Raw genomic sequence first — 21210 nt, forward strand, 5'->3', positions numbered from 1 at the left:
TTTAAGGTTGCTTTTTAAAAAGCTGTTCGTTTGCGATCATTTCTGATCGACTTGAATTATTCTCTTAGAATCTTTCAAGGTTGTTTCACTGTTCAGTTATCAAGGTTGTGTTGTTAACAGCAACTCCAGTATATTATCATGTATCAAGAAGTTTGTCAACAACTTTTTCATTTTTCTTTCGAGCCGCTTGCGACCCGAACAACTTCATTATCATATCAAATGATTTGAAGTTTGTCAACAACTTTTTAATTAATCTTTTAAATCCTTCTTTTAAAAAGTTGTCATGCTGTGGTAGAATCTCATCTTCCTGACCGCTCTCCCCGCCAGCCATGTTATAGTACCACTTCACTCCTATAGAAGTCAATAGAAATGTCGAATATTGTTAAAGTGGCACGATTGCAGTAATTGTGCTATTTTATCTGACAATTTGTACAAACTCGTTTTTTACAGGATTTCCAATGCCTCGCGCACATTCTCAACCCCTTTTAGTAACATTCCATCCGGCTTTTGTATATTTTTCATACACACTTTAGGCAGGATACATTGCTTAAATCCCAGTTTGTGCGCTTCTGCTATTCTTTGTTCTACCATATTTACAGATCTCACTTCGCCACTCAAGCCTACTTCGCCAAAACAGATCATATCTTCTGCGATCGGACGATTGCGAAAACTTGATATGATCGCCAGGACCAGTCCAAGATCCGTTGCCGGTTCACTGACCTTCATGCCTCCTGCAATATTGATATAAGCATCCTGGTCTGCCAGTCTGACTCCCACGTTTTTTTCCAATACTGCCATCAAAAGGTTGACGCGGTTGTAATCCACGCCCGCCGCCGTTCGTCTTGGCATACCAAACGCACTGTGGCATACCAGCGCCTGTATCTCCACCAGCAAAGGTCTTGTACCTTCCATGGTACATACAACGATCGAACCACTGGCATTCTTGGGTTTGCCATCCAACATATATTCTGACGGATTGGGAACTTCCCGCAATCCTGACTGGCACATTTCAAAGACACCGATCTCGTTCGTAGAACCAAATCGGTTTTTAACAGCACGCAGGATACGATAACTGGCATAGCGATCCCCTTCAAAATAAAGAACCGTATCTACCATATGCTCCAGTACACGCGGGCCTGCCACCGTCCCCTCTTTTGTCACATGTCCCACGACAAAGATAGCGATCCCCTGTTCTTTTGCTAGGCGCATCAGCACGCTGGTGGCTTCTCGTACCTGCGAAACACTCCCCGGTGCCGAATTGACATTTTCACGGAACATGGTCTGGATGGAGTCGATGACAACCACCTGTGGCTTGCGCTCTTCGATCACGCCCTGTATCAGATCCAGATTGGTCTCGCACAAAAGTGTCATTTCATCAGAAAAGATACCGATCCGGTCTGCACGCATCTTAATCTGTTGCAGTGATTCCTCTCCCGAAATATACAAGACCGCGATTTTCTGGTCTGACAGACTCTTACAGGTCTGCAATAAGAGTGTCGACTTACCAATGCCCGGATCTCCGCCTACCAATACTAAAGAGCCCGGCACAATGCCACCGCCCAGTACACGGTTCAACTCTTCGATATGAGTATCCATCCTCTTTTCCGATGACGACTGGACATCATTTAATTTTGCCACCTGTACTTCTGTGATCTGTCTATGTGTCACACTGGATTTTTTATCAACGATTTCTTCTACCATGGTGTTCCATGCCTTGCACGCCGGGCATTGTCCGACCCATTTGGACGATTCATAACCACATTCCTGACAGAAAAATACGTTATTCTTTCCCTTTGCCATTCAATTTCCTCACGGTTTCTTCTATATATTAAGTATTCATGTAATCGGAGTGAACTTTCTATTACATAAGAAAGATCCTCGTCAATCTATGACGGGGATCTCCTTTTTATTATATCTTGTATGCTTTTAGCACTTTTTTACATCTACAGAGATCGCACTTTCGGCATCCAATTCCACGCTCAAATTCAACTTACCGCCTAAATTCGTCTTCATTGTACCGGCATCAGCCCCGGCAACCTTGACATCATATTCGGTTTCCGGTTCAAGTTCCAAAGTGATCTGCGCGTCTTCCGGTCCCTCTACCGTAAATGTCACGCCATCTTCGGTAGCCTGAAAATGCTCTACGGAAGTCCCCGGAACAGATTCATATACAAACATACCATTTCGCTCCAGTTTGGTGATCTCCTTGAAAGTCTTTACCTTGTATAAGTCTCCCTGATGACTCACATTGTCCAGTTTGGACTTGGTCTCCAAACTGTAATCTCCAAAACTAATAGTACCATCTGACTCACAACGAATTAATTCGCTAACTACAGCCATTTTCTTCTCCTCCTGCTTCTTTAAGGCAATGCCTTTTCTCTGTCTTACAATGTATGAACATTATATAATACAAGATATAAAATATCTAGTAAATCCAAGGATATTCATAAAAATTTTAGAATTATGAAGTAAAGACGATCTTGCCTTTTCTCATCGTGACAACGGCCTTACTGCCCTTCTTTACATCCCCGGAAAGAATAAGTTCTGCCAAAGGATCTTCCAGATCTGTCTGGATGCGCCGGCGCAATGGTCTTGCTCCGTATTTCGGATCATAGGAAACCTCTACCAGATGCTTCTTGACCGCATCCCGGATGGTCAGATCGATATCCAACTGCGTCTTGCAGCGCTCGATCAAAGAACGGGTCATGATCGTCACGATCTCCTTCATATCCTCCTTATTCAGGGAACGGAATACGATCGTCTCGTCAATTCGATTTAAGAACTCCGGCTTAAAGATGCGTTTTACCTCTTCCATAACGCCGTTTTTCATAAATTCATAACTATTCTTCTCATCTTCGACCGATGCAAAGCCCAGTTTCTTCGGCTCAACGATTGCCTGCGCTCCGGCATTGGAGGTCATAATGATGATCGTATTTTTGAAACTAACCTTGCGTCCCTGAGAATCCGTAATATGTCCGTCATCCAAGACTTGAAGTAAAATGTTAAATACATCCTGATGTGCTTTTTCAATCTCATCAAAAAGAACGACCGAATACGGATTACGGCGCACTTTTTCACTCAACTGTCCGCCTTCTTCGTGTCCTACATATCCTGGCGGTGAACCGATCATCTTGGATACGCTGTGCTTTTCCATATACTCCGTCATATCAACGCGGATCATTGCTTTTTCGTCTCCAAAGACTGCCTCTGCCAAAGCCTTGGAGATCTCTGTCTTCCCAACACCTGTCGGTCCTAAGAACAGGAAGGAACCGATCGGGCGGTTTGGCTCCTTGAGACCTACACGTCCTCGTCTGACCGCACGCGCTACAGCACTGACCGCATCTTCCTGTCCTACCACTCTCTTATGCAGGGTCTTTTCCAAATTGCGCAGGCGAACAGCTTCTTTTTCATTTAATCTGGATACCGGGATCTTGGTCCAGATAGAAACCACCTGTGCAACATCATCCTCTGTCAGAACTAACTGCTGTTTGTCTTTTCTGTGTTCGTATCTCTTTCGCAAAGACTTTATTTTCTTTTCCAGAGTCGCCTGCTGTTTGCGGCAATCAGATGCTCCTTGCACATCCCCTGCCATCAGGCATTCTTCTACACCGCGAGCCGCCTCCTTGCACTCTTCTTCCAAGGTCAGCATCTGATCCGGTGCTTTCACTTCCATCAGACGTAATCTGGCAGCCGCTTCATCCACCAGATCAATCGCCTTATCCGGCAGGAAACGATCTGCGATATAACGCTGCGACATTGTCACCGCAGCATGGACCGCTTCGTCCGAAATCGTAATGCCATGGTGCTTTTCATAGCGTTCCTTGATGCCTTGCAAGATAGCCTCTGTCTCTTCTTCAGTCGGTTCTTCCACCGTGATCGGCTGGAATCGGCGTTCTAGGGCGGCATCTTTTTCTACATATTTGCGATATTCTGCGATCGTAGTCGCACCGATGATCTGGATCTCGCCTCTTGCCATTGCCGGCTTTAAGATATTGGAAGCGTCGATCGCACCTTCTGCACCACCTGCACCGATGATCGTATGCATCTCATCTATGAATAATATGATATTTCCTGCCTGCATCACTTCGGCGATCACGCGTTTGATACGTTCTTCAAACTCGCCACGATACTTAGAACCTGCCACCATACCGGACAGATCCAGTGTCATCACGCGTTTATCTGCCACAGAATCCGGCACCATGCCTAACTGGATCCTCTGTGCCAAGCCTTCCACGATCGCAGTCTTTCCAACACCCGGTTCCCCGATCAGGCATGGGTTGTTCTTGCCCCTGCGGCTCAAAATCTGGATCACACGCTGGATCTCGCCCTCTCTGCCGACAACCGGATCCAACTTGCCCTGCCGTGCCATATCTGTCAGATCTCTGGCATATTGATCCAAGGTAGATGTCTCGCCGGCACCGCGTTTTCTTCTCTTATTGGCATTATTTTCTCTATATGTAATGCCTTCTCTTCCCATAGTAGAGATCAACTCTGCGAATAATTTCTGTGTATCTACGGACATGGATGCCAAGATGCGTGCGCCCGCTGTATCCTGCATACGCACCATGGCAAGCAAAAGATGCTCTGTACCGATCTCATCCATACCACATGCAATGGCTTCCTGTTCTGCCTGTGCCAGCATCTGATCTAACTTTGGTGTATTGCCGTCCCATTCTGCAACAGCGATACCGCCTTCCGGCGAGATCAGTTCTTCGATCAGGTCGATCAAATTCTTTTCTGATACGCCAAGACCCTGTAAAACCTTGGCAGCCAGACTGTCTTCCTGTCTGACCAATGCGACCAGCAGATGCTCAGTCCCTATATAATTATCTCCCAGACGTTTGGCTAAGCGTTTGGCATCCGCCAAGGCTGCCTGCGCCTGTTCCGTCAACTCCATCATATTATAAAGCCTCCATATTATAAGTCATTTAAATCAAGAATATCCAACTGTGCATCAAGGTCAGCCCCCTTATAGCGGGTATTTTCCTTGCTTTGGAAAGCCTCGGTTCCCTTGATGTCACTGTAGATCGGCTCCTGCGGTGCCGTCTGTCTATTCTTGTTTGGCTGCGCCTGTAAAGCATCTTCCGAAGCCGCCTTGCCAGCCGTTTCGCGTTTGACCTCCGGCGCTTCCTCTGTCGTCTCGATCTCAGGCTGAGTTTCTTCTGCCTCCATATCTGTCAGATCATCTTCAAAAAGATCATCCTCCAGATCGTCGAACTCGTCCTCTTCTTCCTCACGCAGATTTCTGCGCAGTTTGACAAAGATCGATGTCTTTTCCGCACCCTGATCCGCATCCTCATCCTCTGCAGGATCATCCATAAGATCTTCTTCTATCGCTTCATCTTCTGCGCCTGCCAGATCCGGATCGTTCGGCTCATCCTCATCCATCCAATCCTCTTCTTCCTCCCTGCGCCTGCGGGATAACAAAAGATTGATGATCACAACCGCAAGTACAACAATAACGAACAAAAGGATCGCTACCAGATAGCGCTGCTTCTGCCATTTTCCAAAATATTCATCACTGCCGGCAGCAGTCGTCACCGGCTCCTCTGCCGTCGTATCCTGTGATAACAGGTCTTCATTCACTCTCTGGAGGCTGCCATCCGTATTATCATACTGGAACCATCCGGTCACGCCGTCCTGATTGGTACCATATACAAAATAGAAATCGCTGTCATCCCCCTCTTTGTAAACAGATAAGGTCTGATCTCCAACGGTCAGTGTCGTCTCTGTAAAAGAATCACGCAAAAGACTATCCGGCGTTGCCAGAACCACATACTGTTCTGCTGTACCAAGCATGGTAAAAGGTGTCACCTTATTCATGGCTTCGTCATACTGATAAAAGACACCATCCCCTGCCGTGTTATCTGCTCTCTTTAGATAAAGAAGGGTGATCGATCCATTGGATAATTCCCGATAGGCATAGCCATCAATAGTCACTCTGGTACGGCTGAAGCCTGCCGGAATCGCGCTCTCCGGGTAACGCTCGGAAACCACATAGGCAACGCCATCAATGACAAACTGTCCGTCTGCCGCCTGTGTCGCAGTATCCTGTGTATCCTGGGTCTGCTGTGTATTCATATCCCCAGTGCCTCCGGCAACCTGTACGGAAGCAGAACTTCCGGTGATGGTCGGATGATACGATCAAAGAGGACTGTCCCTGAGAGGCTGCCGTAAATTGCAAAGTTGCACTCGTCCCCTCAAACGTGATCGTGTTGCCATCCGTCGTATAGGAAGCAGAACTTCCGGCGAACTGCAAAACATCTGCATTGTAGCGCAGACTGATGCTGCCGGACTCTGACGCTGTAACCGTAACCGATAAGGTATCACCGACAGAAAGACTGTCCGCACTCATATGGATCGTCGTTGTCCCCTCCGCAAAACACGGAAAAGACAAGGTCGATAAAAGGGCAAGCACGCCCACAAGCATACCTATGAAATTCTTATGTTTTCTATTCATTATGTTCACCTCAACAAGTCTTCTCAAATGAGTATTCTACATATGAAATTATAGAAAACTATAAGACTTACGTCAACAATTTCTGCATAAGAGTATGCCCCAAATTCCACCAGTCAATACAGAAAAGACTGCCACTAAAATCGTACTGTTGCATTTTAACAGATCCAGATCCATCCATAAAGCAACCGAAAAAATAATGCTGATCGATACCAAAAGCGCCACCAAGCCACACACCACGATCATTTCCCTGTCTAATCCCTTTTTCTTTGATTCCATCTTTTTCGTCTCCCTTCATTTGATGGGATCATCCTACCATATGTTATGTACCATTAATGTCTCATCTTGTTTTCCTTTTTCATTTTCGTTATGATTACAAGCGGTAATCAAATAATTGATATGAAATAATCAAAAAACGGAGGATTATTACTTATGAAAAACTGCATTGTCGCACAATCCGGCGGTCCGACCGTAGCTATCAACGCCAGCCTTTCCGGCGTGATCGAAAAAGCACATACCAGCGGCTCTTACGATCATATTTACGGATCCCTGCATGGCATTCTTGGCATCTTAAACAATGATATCATCTGCTTTGACGATAAATTAGAAGACGAGGCTTTTTTACAGGCACTTGCTACGACGCCTGCCATGTACCTTGGTTCCTGCCGTTATAAACTGCCAAAGATGGCAGACGATATCGAACTCTACGAAAAGATCTTTGCTTTTTTTGAGGCAAATGATATCACCGGTTTCTTTTATATTGGTGGCAATGATTCCATGGACACCGTACTGCAGCTTTCCACTTACGCAAAACTTCATGAAAAATCCGTCACCATTATGGGCGTGCCAAAGACCATTGATAACGATCTGTGTCTGACCGATCATACGCCGGGTTTTGGCTCTGCCGCTAAATATATCGCAACCACCTTGCAGGAGATTGCTTACGACACTTCGATCTATCCTCTGCCAAGTGTAACGATCGTCGAGATCATGGGGCGTGATGCCGGCTGGCTCACAGGTGCCGCTACCCTAGCCAGAACCGATTATGGTTTGGGGCCGGACCTGATCTATCTGCCGGAAACAGCCTTTGATACCGAGAGATTTTTAGAAGATGTCAAAGAGATCATGCAAAAGAAACCAAATGTCCTGATCGCCATATCCGAAGGCATCCGCGACAAAGACGGAAAATATATCAGCGCCTCCACCAAGACGCTTGACTCTTTCGGACACAGCCAGTTAAGCGGTGCCGGTAAGACCTTAGAGACTTTGATCGCACACCGCTTGGGCATCAAAGTGCGCTCGATCGAGTTAAATCTGCCGCAAAGATGTGCCGCTCATCTTTCTTCCCTGACGGACATCGAGGAGTCCAAGGAATTAGGACGCACCGCCGTAGCCCATGCCTTAAAAGGAGCCAGCGGTTATATGAGCATTATCCGCCGCGAATCCAACCAGCCTTATAGGGTATCCTACGATATTGCGGATATTTCTCTCATCGCCAACGAAGTCAGATCCGTACCGCGTGATTTCATTAACGCCTCCGGCAACAATGTGACAGAAAAAATGGCAGAATATCTCCGCCCTATCATTGTCGGTCAGCCAAGCCTGACCTACGAAAATGGCATGCCGGTCTATCTGCCGCTGCCGCATCTGTATCCTTCTTTATAAAAAAGAATGTGCCTTAAGCACATTCCTAAATAAATACCCCATAGAGTGCCTTATCTCACAGCACTTCTATGGGGTGATTTTTTACTATATATGAAACCTGCGTTTCATCTCTATTCTGGCAGTACGTCCGCCCAGGATCATTGATCCCAAAAACATGAAAACCGTAACCAAAAAGGCAATATCCGAAACCAGCGGCTGGGTCACGATACCGATACGGATCAGAACCAGCGGTACGATACCGACCAATACCATCGCCACCTGTAGGATCAGATAACTCTGCCAATTCCTACGGTTGATCAGCATAAGGATCGCCAATGCCAGATCCAGCAAAATGATCGCCGCCGGCAGCACGTAACTGACCGACCAGCCGGAAAATCCCAAAAAGGTATCGATCAGAATGATCAAAAGCACGGCACCCGCAACACCGGAAAGAATGCGGATACGATAGCCTGCATTATCCTTTAAGATAATGTAGCCCAGCCACAAGAGGTACGCCAGGGAACAAGTCACGATTTCTCCCCAACGCAGTGTCGGTGTCAGCCAGACATTTAAGGCGATGCAGACACTTGCGATCACAATAAAGGCAAAACTAAAGATCCGATATAAAACGGTCGTCTTGCGCACCCCCGATACTACATCCGTAGGTATGTCCTTCTTCCTTTTTCCCATCCAACACCCCACTGCAAAGCGGGCACTTGACGGCATCATCTAAAATCTCTACTCCACAATATTTACACTTACTCATAATATACTCCATTTGTCTCAATCTTTACATCTATCCCATCCTGCGCGATCTGACGGAAAACTCTGCGCTGGATCGCCGTATCCTGCCATGCCGAGGTATAGGTATAGACTAGGGTGTCCTGATAGGATGTGATAGTCGCCTTGAGACTCTGCCCCTTTGAAAAAGATAAAAAAGAATGAACGGTCTGGATATAGGGTTCATATACCTTTTCTACCTTGATATTGCCGATATTGGTCACCGTCGTCGTGTTGGCAAGCGCCGACTGGGTATAGACCAGGCGCATAGCCAGATTTTTCAAAAAGAGCGGCACGGCACGCGCTACGACCATCAACTCATTGGATACATTGTAGGAAAAGATCTTTTCCAGATGTTCCTTGTTGATCTGTGCACGCAGACTGTCTTTTGTAATGGCAAGGATCTCCGCAAAGGTATATTCGTTTTTTTGCGGTGCAAATTCTGCAGACACCATGACAAAGAAATTCTTGGTCGTAATAGAATCAAAATACGGACGCAGATTGACCGGAACCGCCACACGAATTGGTCTGTCCTCTGTAATATGGCGATAATTTTCCTGATATGCCGCCCAGATAAAAGTTGCCACCAGATACTCGTTGATGCTGACACCATAAGCATGACATACTTTTTTCAGTTGCGGAATCGGCAGATAGCCATGGATCACACCAAAACCATCGTATGCCAGTTTCTCTCCCTTGATCAGAAATGCCCTCTTGGACTGGTAAACGCTCTTAGACTTTTTCTTATAGTTTTTCAGGAAAGAATCCTCACGGTTCAAAGACGTATCTGCACTGAGCTGATCTCCCTGGGTCTCGCGCAACTTGGGATGTGCCAGACGCAGATACTGATAGGTCAGTTCCCGTAAAAAATTGATGCCTCCCATGCCATCCGTCAGTACATGAAAGACCTCTAAGTTGATACGATTCTTATAATAAGTCACACGGAACATATAACTGTTGTTCTTGGACTGATGGATCAGGCGGCAGGGATAGGTATGCTCCTCATGTACCCGCGGTGCCTTCTTTCCATTTTCTTCAAAATAATACCAAAAAATGCCACTGCGCAGACGCAGGTTAAAGCCCGGCATCTTTGGAAGTACCATATCCAGTGCCTCCTGCAAGAGCCCTTCATCGACCTCTTCTTTCAGCACACAGGAAATACGGTATGTATTTGTCATGCTCTCTCCCGCTATGACCGGAAAGAGATTTGCTGTGTTATCTAATTTGTCCCACCGAATATAATCTTTTGCCATAAATACCCCTTTTCTTCTTTTATCTATTGTGGGTCATATGCAAGGATTAGTCAACCTATATTTTTGCATATGAAAGAATGAAAAAAGGCTCACCCCTACATTTGTAAGGATGAGCCTATTGATTTACCTATACCAATCTTATAAGAAGATATACTTGAGTACAAAGAGTACTGCCAGGATATACATAAGTGGATGGATCTTCTTAGCCTTACCAACAACGATGTTGATAACAACGTAAGAGATAACACCTACTGCGATACCTTCTGAAATGCTGTAAAGAAGTGGCATTGCGATCATGCAAAGGTATGCCGGAATGGATTCTGCCGGATCATTAAAGTCGATATCAACAACAGCAGATACCATCAAAAATCCTACAAAGATCAAAGCCGGTGCAGTTGCAAATCCAGGAATGGTTGTAAATACCGGAGCAAAGATGATTGCCAGTAAGAATAAGAAACCTGTAACTACAGATGCAAGACCTGTTCTTGCGCCTTCAGATACACCTGAAGAACTCTCTACGAAAGTAGTTGTTGTAGATGTACCAAGGATAGCACCTGCAGAAGTTGCGATAGCGTCTGCCAAAAGTGCTGGCTTGATTCTCTCTAACTTTCCGTTCTCATCCAACATATCTGCCTTGTTGGCAACACCGATCAGGGTTCCGATCGTATCAAACATATCTACGAACAGGAATGCAAAGATGATAACAACGAAGTCTAAAGCATTGACTCTGCCCATATCTGCCCGGAAGCACTGACCAAAGGTCTCTCCCAAAGAACTGAAGTCGAAACTTACCCACTGGGTAGGGATCAAAGAATAGAATCCTGCATCAACATCAACGGTATAGATCCCTGTCAACTGACAGATGATACCAAGGATCCATGTAGCGAAGATACCAATGAGGAAAGATCCCTTAACATTCTTGATATGTAAAACAGCAATGATGATCAGACCGATCACACAGAGCAATGCTGCGATACCTACGGTGTGGAAATTCTCTGTGAAGTTTACAACGGTAACCAGCGTAGAGTCACTGTTTACAACAATGTGTCCGTTCTGTAAACCGATGAATGCAACGAAAAGTCCAATACCAACAGATACGCCCTTTTTCAACTGCATTGGGATGGCATTAAAGATAGCCTCACGCACATTGGTAAGAGAAAGTACGATAAAGATGATACCTTCTGCAAATACTGCCATAAGAGCGATCTTCCAATCATATCCCATGGTTCCGCATACGGTGTATGCAAAGTAAGCATTCAGTCCAAGTCCCGGAGCAAGTGCAAATGGATAATTTGCTAAAAGTGCCATGCAAAGGGTTCCGATAAATGCTGCGAGTGCAGTTGCCATAACAATCGCGTTTGCGTCCATGCCGGATGCAGAAAGGATTGAAGGATTGACTGCCAAGATGTAAGCCATTGTCATGAATGTGGTAAGACCACCGATGACTTCTGTCTTCACATCAGTGTTGTTCTCTTTGAGTTTGAACATTTTTTCTAACATGTTTTCCTCCTATTACTACGTGTCTTGCACGCGTTATCGTGGGCAGGTAAGGATGCGTTCTGCCCTTGTTCAACCAGATGATTATACTTGAAAAACCGCCCTTTTTCAAGATAAAGTGACAAGGGGATAAAAATATGTCCCATTATTTATCCTTATGTTTTTTATCAGCCATTCTTATAAATATATAACTCTGCTTTAATTTTTATAATCTTGCCTTATGAGTACCTTGTCACAAAGTCGCCACCATGCTATACTTATGAGCGTGTATGTAATCACAGGTTCGGACAATTTTGTCCCTCAAATACATAAGCAAATATTATATAGGAAGGAACACATTATGAAAATCGGATTTGACAATGACAAATACCTGCATATGCAGTCAGAGCACATCAAAGAACGCATCAACCATTTCGGAGACAAACTGTATCTGGAATTTGGCGGCAAATTGTATGACGACTACCATGCATCCCGCGTTCTACCGGGCTTCATGCCTGACTCCAAACTGCGTATGCTCCTACAATTAAAGGATCAGGCAGAGATCGTGATCGCTATCTCCGCCGGAGCCATCGCCTCCAATAAGATCAGGGGCGATCTGGGCATCACCTACGACGAGGATGTACTTCGTCTGATGGATGTCTTTCGCAGTTTTGGGCTTTATGTCGGCAGTGTTGCCATCACCCAGTACACCGGTGAAGCAGCCGCTGATGAATTCCGCCACCACTTAGACTCTCTGGGAGTTCCTTCTTATATCCTCCACAAGATCGACGGCTATCCAAGCAACATCGAGCATATCGTCAGCGATGAGGGTTTTGGAAAGAACGACTATATCAAAACCAGCCGTCCACTCGTTGTCGTAACGGCACCGGGTCCGGGAAGCGGCAAAATGGCAACCTGTCTTTCCCAGTTATATCACGAACACAAACGCGGTGTTTCTGCCGGATATGCCAAGTTTGAGACTTTCCCGGTATGGAATCTCCCACTCAAGCACCCGGTAAATATCGCTTACGAAGCCGCTACGGCTGACTTAAACGATGTCAACATGATCGATCCTTTCCATCTGGAAGCCTATGGAAAGACCACAATCAACTACAACCGTGATGTGGAGATCTATCCGGTATTAAAGGCCATGTTTGAGCGCATCTACGGCACTTGCGCTTACCAGTCTCCGACAGACATGGGCGTGAATATGGTCGGCAACTGCATCAGTGATGATGAGGTCTGCCGCGAAGCCGGAAAGGCTGAGATCATCCGCCGTTATTATACTGAGATCTGCAATATCAAAAAGGGACTTGGTTCTAAAGACGCACTCTACAAGATCGAACTTCTGATGAAGCAGGCAGAGATCTCTCCTGCTGACAGAAAGGTTGCTGTCGCAGCCATGGAAGTAGAAAATCAGACACACCAGCCTGCCGTTGCCATCGAGTTGGATGATGGCAGTATCATCGATGGAAAGACCTCTGATCTGCTCAGCGCACCTGCTGCTGCCCTCTTAAATGTCTTAAAGGAATTGGCAGGGATCGACCATGAGAAACTTTTGATCTCGCCGGAAGCCTTACAGCCGATCAGCCGTCTGAAAAAGAATTATCTCGGGAGCAATGATGCCAGCCTGCACAGTGACGAAGTGCTGGTAGCCTTATCCATCAGTTCCAATACCGATGCCAATGCCAAGGCTGCTTTTGACCAGTTGCCAAACTTAAAGACCTTAAATGTACATTCTTCTGTTATGTTGGATGAAGTGGACGAACAGATCTTCAAGAAACTGGGCATGTATCTGACCTGCGAACCAAAGACAAAGGTAAAATAATAATCTTTTGCGGTATAAAAAAGCCGATCCCCGCATGATGGCATGCACGGGATCGGTATTTTTTTACCTGTTTCTATAAAAGACTTGCCTTGATAAACTCTGCAAAGAGTGGATGTGGCTTGTTCGGACGGCTCTTAAATTCCGGATGGAACTGTACGCCCACATGGAATTTGTTGCCGGATACTTCTACTGCCTCCACGATCGCATCGTCCGGTGAAGTACCACTGATCGTCAGACCCTTTTCTGTCATCAGATCACGATAAGCATTGTTGAACTCAAAACGATGTCTGTGGCGCTCGTCAATATTTTCCTTGGCATAAGCACGTTCCAAGGTCGTACCAGCCTTGATCTTACATGGATAAGAGCCCAGACGCATGGTACCGCCCTTTCTAAGAACTGCCATCTGTTCTTCCATAAGATCAATGACCAGATGCTCGCCACCCGGATTGAACTCACCGGAGTTAGCATCCTCTAAGCCGCACACATCTCTGGCAAACTCAATGGCTGCCACCTGCATACCCAGACAGATGCCAAGATATGGCACATCATGCTCTCTGGCATACTGGCAGGCTAAGATCTTGCCTTCCACACCACGATCTCCAAATCCGCCCGGTACCAAAATACCGTCCAGACCGGATAAGATTTCTTCTACATTATCCTTGGTGATCTTCTCACTATCGATCCACTCGATCTCCACCTTGGCATCATTGGCATAACCGCCATGCAAAAGTGCCTCATGCACAGATAGATAAGCGTCATGCAGGGCTACATATTTACCTACGATAGCGATCTTGGTCGTCTTGGTCAGATGATCGATGGTATCGACCATCTTTTCCCAACCTGCCAGATCCGGCGTCTTATCCTCGATCTGTAAGCGGCGGCATACCACGGTATCCAGACCATGCTCATGCAGCATAAGAGGTGCCTTATAAAGGCAATCCATGGTATCATTTTCGATCACGCAATCCTTTGGCACATTACAGAAGAGGGAGATCTTGTCCTTGATGCTCTGCTCCAACGGACGGTCTACACGGCATACAATGATGTCCGGTGCGATTCCCAAGGACTGCAATTCCTTTACGGAATGTTGGGTCGGCTTTGACTTATGTTCGTTGGAACCGGAAAGCCATGGTACTAAAGTCACATGGATAAAACAGCAGTTTTCCCTTCCACGCTCCAGGGATACCTGACGGATAGCCTCCAAAAACGGCTGGCTTTCAATATCTCCCGTCGTTCCGCCGATCTCTGTGATCAAAACATCTGCATCGGAACTCTCTGCCCCCATATAGATAAAGCGCTTGATCTCCTCAGTAATATGTGGGATCACCTGTACGGTCTGTCCTAAGTATTCACCCTTTCTCTCACGGTTTAAGACATTCCAGTAGACCTTACCACTGGTCAGGTTGGAATACTTGTTCAGATTTTCATCGATAAATCTCTCATAATGTCCCAGATCCAGATCTGTCTCCGCGCCGTCATCTGTCACGAAAACCTCGCCATGCTGGTATGGGCTCATGGTTCCCGGATCTACGTTCATATAAGGATCCAGTTTTTGTGATGCCACCTTGTAGCCACGCATTTTCAAAAGTCGTCCCAGCGATGCTGCCGTAATGCCCTTTCCTAGTCCTGATACTACTCCGCCGGTTACAAATACATGCTTTGTCATAAAATTCTCCTTCCTCTTTTTTAGCCATAGGTATGCACGATATCCTGTGCGATCTCCAAACGGCTCATTCTCTTATCCATTGCCTGTCTTTCAATATATTTATGCGCATCCTCCTCTGACATCCCACAATAGGAGATCAAAAGACATTTTGCGCGCGATACGGTCTTTAAACTATCCAGTTTTTTCTGTAATTTTGCATTTTCTTTTTGTGCCATTGTGATACGTCTTTGTGCGACCCTGGCAAGTTTTAGGGCGCTCCAGAACATCTGCCTGCTGATCGGCTTGCTGACGGTGATCACACCGTAATCCTCCACCCGATCCATGATCTCCTCGCTGTATTCCGCTTTGACAAACAAAATGACCTGACAGATATTTTTCTCCGCAATGTCGATCGACAACTGCTCGCCGGATTCCTTACGCAGGGGTGCATTGATCAGACACAGATCAAAATCTTTGTCGACCAGCATGCGTCTGGCTTCCTCGCCGCTATCCACCACGGTGATCTCTTTATAATCATTTTGCATCAGAAAATCGCGAAAGAACTCGATGCCCTTGGGCGCATCACATACGATCAATGCTTTGTCCATCCGCGCATCCTCCCTTCATAAAAATGAATTGCTTACATTGCCTCCTGCTCGATCACTTCTATGAAACGATTTGCGATGTCCTTGCATGGACTATTCTGTAAAAATGCACTCTTCTTGGCACATTCTACCGCCTCTGTCAAAGACAAAGGCAGCTTATCGTAGGATGCTTTTTCCTCATCCTTTACCAGACGGCTACTCTTATCCACCGGCGATGGCAGAATCTCTTTGCCACGCACCCCGGCAAGCCCTGCCTGGATCACGATGGCAAATGCCAGATAAGGATTGATTCCGGAATCCGGCGAACGCAGTACAAAACAGGTACGCTTGCCCTGCACGATCGGCACACGCAAAAGACGTGACCGGTTCTGGGCTGACCAGGTAATATACTTTGGTGCTTCGTTCTCTCCAAAACGCTCATACGACTGCTTCTGGGTATTTAAAAATAAGGTAATATCACGCATACGGTGGAAAACGCCTGCCATAAAGTGTTCGGTAAACTCCGGATCGATCTCATCCATATTGACGCCGTTTTTCCATGTGGAGATCTTCATATGCAGACCATTGCCGCTCTTTCCCTTGAGAGGCTTTGGATCAAAGGAAGCAAAGACCCCGTTTCGGTTAGAAATGGCACTGACCACATTTTTGTAGGTAATATAATTGTCTGCGGTTCCAAGCGCATCCGAAGACCGGAAATCGATCTCATTTTGTCCCGGACCGGATTCATGGTGGGAAGATTCCGGCTGGATGCCCATTTCTTCCAAGGTCAGGCAGATCTCTCGCCGGATGTTTTCTCCACGATCCTTTGGCGCAATGTCCAGATATCCACCTTCATCCCAAGGAATATCGGTCGGTCTGCCCTCATCATCTGTCTTAAAGAGATAAAACTCACTCCGCAGTCCCATACGACAGGAAAATCCCATATTGGCACATTCCTGCAGGGTATCTTTTAAGAACTTTCTGCTGTCGTAGGGATATGGACTGCCATCCGGCAAGACCACATCACAATAAAAACGGATCACCCGCCCCTGCTGCGGCCGCCACGGCAGGACATTTAAGGTATCAGGTACCGGTTTCAAATAAAGATCCTGATAAACGGGATCATCATATCCTAAGATCAAAAAGGAGTCAAAATTGATGCCTGTTGTAAAAGCTGTCCGCAATTCTTCCGGCATAATAGAAATATTCTTCTGATTTCCAAAGATATCGCAAAACGCCAGTCGAATGAATTTGACATCATTTTCTTCCACAAATTCCATTACTTCTTCCATCGTATCGTCTGCCATAGTAACCTCCATCCCATTAGTAAAACGCACGGTTTTGAATGTAAAAAAGCGCCCGAAGAGGGCAAAAGTCCTGTAGACCCAAGCCCTACTTCGAACGCCATTGTTCGTTTAACAGTAATACTTTACTACATCATGTTTTCTTTGTAAAGATACTATTTTAAAAATAATTCTGCCACAAAAGTGATGGCACAACAGACCACTGCCACCTCAAACAAGCCCCCATGAAACCATGCCACCAAGATCCCACAGATCAGTGCCAGAAGACCTGCGACCGGACTCTGTGTGGCTTCCACCATTGCCGGAAAGGTCATGACCGCCAGGGTCACATAAGGCACATAATATAGAAAGGATCTGATAAAGGGACTTTTGATCTCCTTGCGCAAGAGCACCATGGGAAGCATGCGGATGCCATAGGAAACCAGTGCTGTGATGAGTATATAAATATAGATATTATGACGCATGCTCTGCCTCCTCCTTGTGTGGAAATACGATCGCAGCGACCGCAGAGATCACCAGCGTCAAAAGAATGGTCCTCGTTCCACTTGAGATCGATGCGATCCCCGGCAAAATCCCCGCCAGATAAGAGGATGCAAAACTGATGACGATCAGTCCCAAGACCACCTTATCCTTCTTTGCGGGCGGAATGATGATGGCTAAAAACATACCATAGAGGGCAACACTTAAGGCACTGACGATCCTCGCCGGCAGGATGCTGCCTGCCAGACAGCCCAACATGGTGCCAAATGCCCATGCCGGAAGTGCCAGCGTAATGATGCCATAGGTATAATTTGGATTCAAATAGCCCGGCTGCGAAACCGATAAGGCAAAGATTTCGTCGGTGATATCAAATGCCACCAAAAAGCGATGTCCGATCGATGCCTCCGGTTTGATCTTCTGGCTTAGGGCTATGCTCATCAAAAGATATCTGGCATTGGCGATAAACGTCATAATGGCGACTTCTACATAAGATGCCTCCACCATGATAAGGGAAAATGCTGCATACTCCCCCGCCGATGCGTTATTAAAAAGACTTGCCAAAAAAGCGGCAAAAGGACTCAGTCCTGCCCTTTTTGCCATGATCCCCAAGGAAAAGGAAACAGCCAAATAGCCCATGGCGATCGGGATTCCCTCCGTCATACCCTTACGAAACATTTTTCTGTTTGATGCAAGTCCAAAAGAATACTGACTCTGTGTCTTTTTCATCTGTCTTCCTAACTTTTTATAAAATAGCCTGTTTTTTCATATGTGATAAAACGCCCAAAGTCGCGATCATGCATATGCCTTCCGTCACCGGAAATGCCGTTAAAGATTGCCACCCCGACCAGGGCCAGATTTGCGATCACGCCGTAAGCCGCCACAGCAACATTGCCTACCAGAGCAAGCAAGAGGTAATTAAATACCATGGTCGTCACCCCGGATGCGAACTCTCCGACAAAGGCTGCCACGCCCAGTTTCATGGATGCCAGAAGACGGCGCAGTTTTGCCGCAATATAATTTTTAATTTACTTTTTACTTCCATTCTCTATATCCTCTTGTAACTGTGTCTGAATATCTTCAAAGACTTTTCTTGTCCTTTCATTTTCCGATGCAAATTCTGCCAAACGCAGCAGGTAGCCCTGGCTCAAGGCGATCTGGCGGCTCTTTGGATAGACCAGTTCATAATATAAACTGATGTGTCCTACCACATTGTCGACCGGCGTCTTTTTCAAGGCACGAAGCACGGCATGCCGCTCTTTAAATGCCTGCAAGACCTCCGAGGTCACCTCTGCCTGCTTCAAGGTCTCTGTCGTTGTATTATAAATATCCTCCATAGGTGTTTCCAGATTGACCCGGAAAATATCGATCTTATCTGCATCCCTAAGGATCTGGCAATAGGTCTTTTCCATCTCGGATAAATCCGGTGGCAGGCGGTAGGCACTGTGATATTTGATCGCCTTATAAAGATAAATGTCCCACGACGGATCTAAGATGACCTGACGGATCCTGCCACAAGAAGCATCCTCCTTTGTCCCAAATAAGATCTCTGTACTTAAAAGCGCATGGTCAATGGAATCCGCATCCGAAAACGTGTTGAATCTGCGGATCTGCTCAAATCTGCCGACATCATGCAAAAGTCCGCTCAGCCAGGCTGCCATGCACTCGACCTCATTTAGTGCCAGACTCTCAGCGATCGTCTGACATAGTTCTGCCACATGATAGGTATGCACTGCTTTGAGCGCGATCTTGGGATCTTCCATATCATAGTCTGCCGTATAAGATGCAAACCATTCTTTTGCTTTTCTTTTTGTCTCTGCGATTTCTCTTATTTTCATGCCATACTGCCTTTCTTTTCTGCAAACCTGTTCTATCATAACAAAAACCTGCGTCAAAGTAAAATGACGCAGGTCTTATCACATCTTTTTTTATTTTTTCTTTTTCCTAATCCCTATTCTACATCCTGAAGGGCTGCATATCTTCCTCACCGGTACGAACCTTAACAACTTTAAGAACGTTATATACGAAGATCTTACCATCTCCGATATGTCCGGTGTAAAGTGCCTTCTTAGCTGCCTCGATCACTGTTGTTACCGGGATCTTGCTGACAATGATCTCAACCTTGATCTTAGGAAGTAAGGTTGCATCCATCTCAACACCACGATAATATTCGCCGGCGCCCTTTTGTACGCCACAGCCCATGACCTGGGTTACCGTCATACCGGTCACGCCGAGATCGTTCATTGCCTTCTTTAAGGTATCAAACTTGGAAAGTTTTGCGATAACAACGATCTTATGCATACCTGTGTTGAAGATCGGCACACCGTTTGCATCCAGATCATCTGCTTCTGCAACAACCGGAACTGCGGTATCTTTTTGCAGATCAGATGCCTTATCGTACTCACCCTCACCAAGATCTGTGTTCTCGTTGACATCCATTGCCATAGAAGTATCGGTAATAGAAAATCCAGCATATGCACTTGGAAGACCATGTTCCATTGCATCCAAGCCGACGATCTCCTCTTCCTCTGTAACACGAAGTCCCATGACCGCCTTAATGATCAGGAATGTAATGGTGATCAGAACAGCTGTATAGAGTGCTGTGGTTCCCATACCAAGCAACTGTAATCCCAACTGCTTGAATCCACCACCATAGAATAAACCTTTTCCGGCGATCTGGTTTGCACCAAAGGTAACGCCATCACCCAGACCTCTTGCAAAAGCAGGTGCGGTATCGGTTGCGAAAAGTCCAACGGCGATCGTCCCCCAAATACCGTTTAAGCAATGTACGGCAACGGCACCAACCGGATCATCTACATGCAGTACATAATCACAAAGCCATACACCAAAGACGACGAGCAGACCGGAAACAGCACCGATCACGATAGAGCCAAAAGCATCTGTTACATCACACCCGGCGGTAATGGCAACCAGACCTGCCAAAGAAGCGTTCAGACACATAGATACATCCGGCTTACCATACTTGATCCACGTAAAGATCATACAAACAACGGTTGCGACCGCCGGAGCGATGGTCGTAGTTACGAAAATAGAGCCGAGTTCTTCTACAGAAGTTGCTGCTGCGCCGTTAAATCCATACCAGCCGAGCCAGAGGATAAATACACCAAGGGCACCCAGTGGAATGCTGTGTCCAGGGAAAGCATTGACTTTAACAATCTTTCCTTCCTTATCCTTGGTAAACTTTCCAATTCGAGGTCCTAAGATGGCTGCACCAATGAGGGCACAGATACCACCGACCATATGGATACAGTTAGAACCGGCGAAATCGTGAAATCCCAACTGGGCTAACCAGCCGCCGCCCCATGTCCAGTGTGCTTCGATCGGATAAATGATCGCTGAGATCACACCGGAATATACACAGTAGGAAATGAACTTTGTTCTCTCTGCCATGGCGCCGGAAACAATGGTTGCCGTCGTAGCACAGAATACTAAGTTAAATACAAAGTTTGACCAGTCAAAATTTGCATAGTTGGTGAAGATATCAAATCCCGGCTTTCCGATGATACCTACCAGATCTTCACCCAGTAAAAGCGAAAAACCGATCAGGATGAACATCACTGTACCAATACAAAAATCCATCAGGTTCTTCATAATGATATTTCCGGCATTTTTTGCTCTGGTAAAACCAGTCTCTACCATGGCAAATCCTGCCTGCATCCAAAATACTAACGCTGCGCCGATCAAGAACCAGACTCCAAAGGTCTGCGAACTGATGGCATCCATAATCTCTTGTGTCATAAC

19 protein-coding genes and 1 pseudogene are annotated in these 21210 nt (G+C 46.2%); 2 read left to right on the top strand and 18 right to left on the bottom strand.

Features of this window, described 5'->3' with window-relative positions:
* Positions 1-136: 136 nt before the first annotated feature.
* The 7 genes from DW996_RS11440 to DW996_RS11470 all read right to left on the bottom strand — a co-directional run bounded on the left by DW996_RS11440 (position 137) and on the right by DW996_RS11470 (position 6736).
* Complete coding sequence (locus DW996_RS11440; protein WP_118535860.1) at positions 137-331, bottom strand: hypothetical protein; 195 nt, start codon at positions 329-331, stop codon at positions 137-139.
* Positions 332-444: 113 nt separating this feature from the next.
* Positions 445-1800: a DNA repair protein RadA gene (radA, locus tag DW996_RS11445; RefSeq protein ID WP_118535862.1), complete on the bottom strand. Its 1356-nt coding sequence runs from the start codon at positions 1798-1800 to the stop codon at positions 445-447.
* A gap of 126 nt (positions 1801-1926) precedes the next feature.
* Complete coding sequence (locus DW996_RS11450) at positions 1927-2340, bottom strand: endosialidase (protein ID WP_118282715.1); 414 nt, start codon at positions 2338-2340, stop codon at positions 1927-1929.
* 121 nt (positions 2341-2461) lie between these two features.
* Positions 2462-4900: an ATP-dependent Clp protease ATP-binding subunit gene (locus tag DW996_RS11455; RefSeq protein ID WP_207663760.1), complete on the bottom strand. Its 2439-nt coding sequence runs from the start codon at positions 4898-4900 to the stop codon at positions 2462-2464.
* 17 nt (positions 4901-4917) lie between these two features.
* On the bottom strand, positions 4918-6081 hold the full coding sequence (locus DW996_RS11460) for a hypothetical protein (protein WP_118535864.1): 1164 nt from the start codon (positions 6079-6081) through the stop codon (positions 4918-4920).
* Positions 6011-6460 carry a hypothetical protein gene (locus DW996_RS11465; protein ID WP_118535866.1) on the bottom strand — a complete coding sequence of 150 codons (450 nt, stop codon included), beginning with the start codon at positions 6458-6460 and terminating at the stop codon, positions 6011-6013. Before DW996_RS11465 ends, DW996_RS11460 begins: the two co-directional genes overlap by 71 nt.
* 72 nt (positions 6461-6532) lie before the next feature.
* Positions 6533-6736: a hypothetical protein gene (locus DW996_RS11470; protein ID WP_118282709.1), complete on the bottom strand. Its 204-nt coding sequence runs from the start codon at positions 6734-6736 to the stop codon at positions 6533-6535.
* Positions 6737-6889: 153 nt separating this feature from the next.
* Here DW996_RS11470 and DW996_RS11475 point away from each other — a divergent pair, with 153 nt between their 5' ends.
* Entirely contained in the window at positions 6890-8122 is a 1233-nt protein-coding gene (locus DW996_RS11475) for a 6-phosphofructokinase (protein WP_118535868.1), read from the top strand.
* Positions 8123-8206: 84 nt separating this feature from the next.
* Here DW996_RS11475 and DW996_RS11480 read toward each other — a convergent pair whose 3' ends face one another.
* The 3 genes from DW996_RS11480 to DW996_RS11490 form a co-directional block, all read right to left on the bottom strand.
* The gene (locus DW996_RS11480) at positions 8207-8791 is read right to left on the bottom strand and encodes a DUF6320 domain-containing protein (protein WP_147403556.1); all 585 of its coding nucleotides are present in this window, start codon (positions 8789-8791) and stop codon (positions 8207-8209) included.
* Between the two features lie 68 nt (positions 8792-8859).
* Positions 8860-10134 (bottom strand): hypothetical protein, encoded by a 1275-nt coding sequence (locus DW996_RS11485; RefSeq protein ID WP_118535872.1) that lies wholly within the window; start codon positions 10132-10134, stop codon positions 8860-8862.
* Between the two features lie 138 nt (positions 10135-10272).
* Positions 10273-11634, bottom strand: coding sequence for an NCS2 family permease (locus DW996_RS11490; protein ID WP_118282698.1), 1362 nt, complete (start codon positions 11632-11634; stop codon positions 10273-10275).
* A gap of 337 nt (positions 11635-11971) precedes the next feature.
* On the opposite strand from DW996_RS11490, the gene DW996_RS11495 reads away from it, so the two are divergent.
* Positions 11972-13438 carry a DUF1846 domain-containing protein gene (locus DW996_RS11495; protein ID WP_118535874.1) on the top strand — a complete coding sequence of 489 codons (1467 nt, stop codon included), beginning with the start codon at positions 11972-11974 and terminating at the stop codon, positions 13436-13438.
* 73 nt (positions 13439-13511) lie between these two features.
* On the opposite strand, the gene DW996_RS11500 is transcribed toward DW996_RS11495, so the two are convergent.
* The 8 genes and pseudogenes from DW996_RS11500 to DW996_RS11535 form a co-directional block, all read right to left on the bottom strand.
* Positions 13512-15104: a CTP synthase gene (locus DW996_RS11500; RefSeq protein ID WP_118282693.1), complete on the bottom strand. Its 1593-nt coding sequence runs from the start codon at positions 15102-15104 to the stop codon at positions 13512-13514.
* Between the two features lie 20 nt (positions 15105-15124).
* Complete coding sequence (locus DW996_RS11505; RefSeq protein WP_118282691.1) at positions 15125-15691, bottom strand: ANTAR domain-containing response regulator; 567 nt, start codon at positions 15689-15691, stop codon at positions 15125-15127.
* 32 nt (positions 15692-15723) lie between these two features.
* The gene (locus DW996_RS11510) at positions 15724-16974 is read right to left on the bottom strand and encodes a glutamine synthetase family protein (RefSeq protein WP_118535876.1); all 1251 of its coding nucleotides are present in this window, start codon (positions 16972-16974) and stop codon (positions 15724-15726) included.
* Between the two features lie 152 nt (positions 16975-17126).
* A complete protein-coding gene (locus DW996_RS11515; RefSeq protein ID WP_118282686.1) occupies positions 17127-17435 on the bottom strand; it encodes an AzlD domain-containing protein in 309 nt (102 codons plus the stop codon).
* A complete protein-coding gene (locus DW996_RS11520; protein ID WP_118535878.1) occupies positions 17425-18177 on the bottom strand; it encodes an AzlC family ABC transporter permease in 753 nt (250 codons plus the stop codon). Before DW996_RS11520 ends, DW996_RS11515 begins: the two co-directional genes overlap by 11 nt.
* A gap of 8 nt (positions 18178-18185) precedes the next feature.
* Complete coding sequence (locus tag DW996_RS11525; protein WP_147403384.1) at positions 18186-18431, bottom strand: hypothetical protein; 246 nt, start codon at positions 18429-18431, stop codon at positions 18186-18188.
* A gap of 45 nt (positions 18432-18476) precedes the next feature.
* Positions 18477-19325: an HD domain-containing protein gene (locus tag DW996_RS11530; RefSeq protein ID WP_243098772.1), complete on the bottom strand. Its 849-nt coding sequence runs from the start codon at positions 19323-19325 to the stop codon at positions 18477-18479.
* Between the two features lie 74 nt (positions 19326-19399).
* Positions 19400-21207 (bottom strand): annotated as a pseudogene (locus tag DW996_RS11535) (ammonium transporter).
* Between the last annotated feature and the right edge of the window lie 3 nt (positions 21208-21210).

Source organism: Roseburia sp. AM51-8, assembly GCF_003478275.1.
GTDB classification, from domain to species: Bacteria; Bacillota; Clostridia; order Lachnospirales; family Lachnospiraceae; genus Pararoseburia; species Pararoseburia lenta.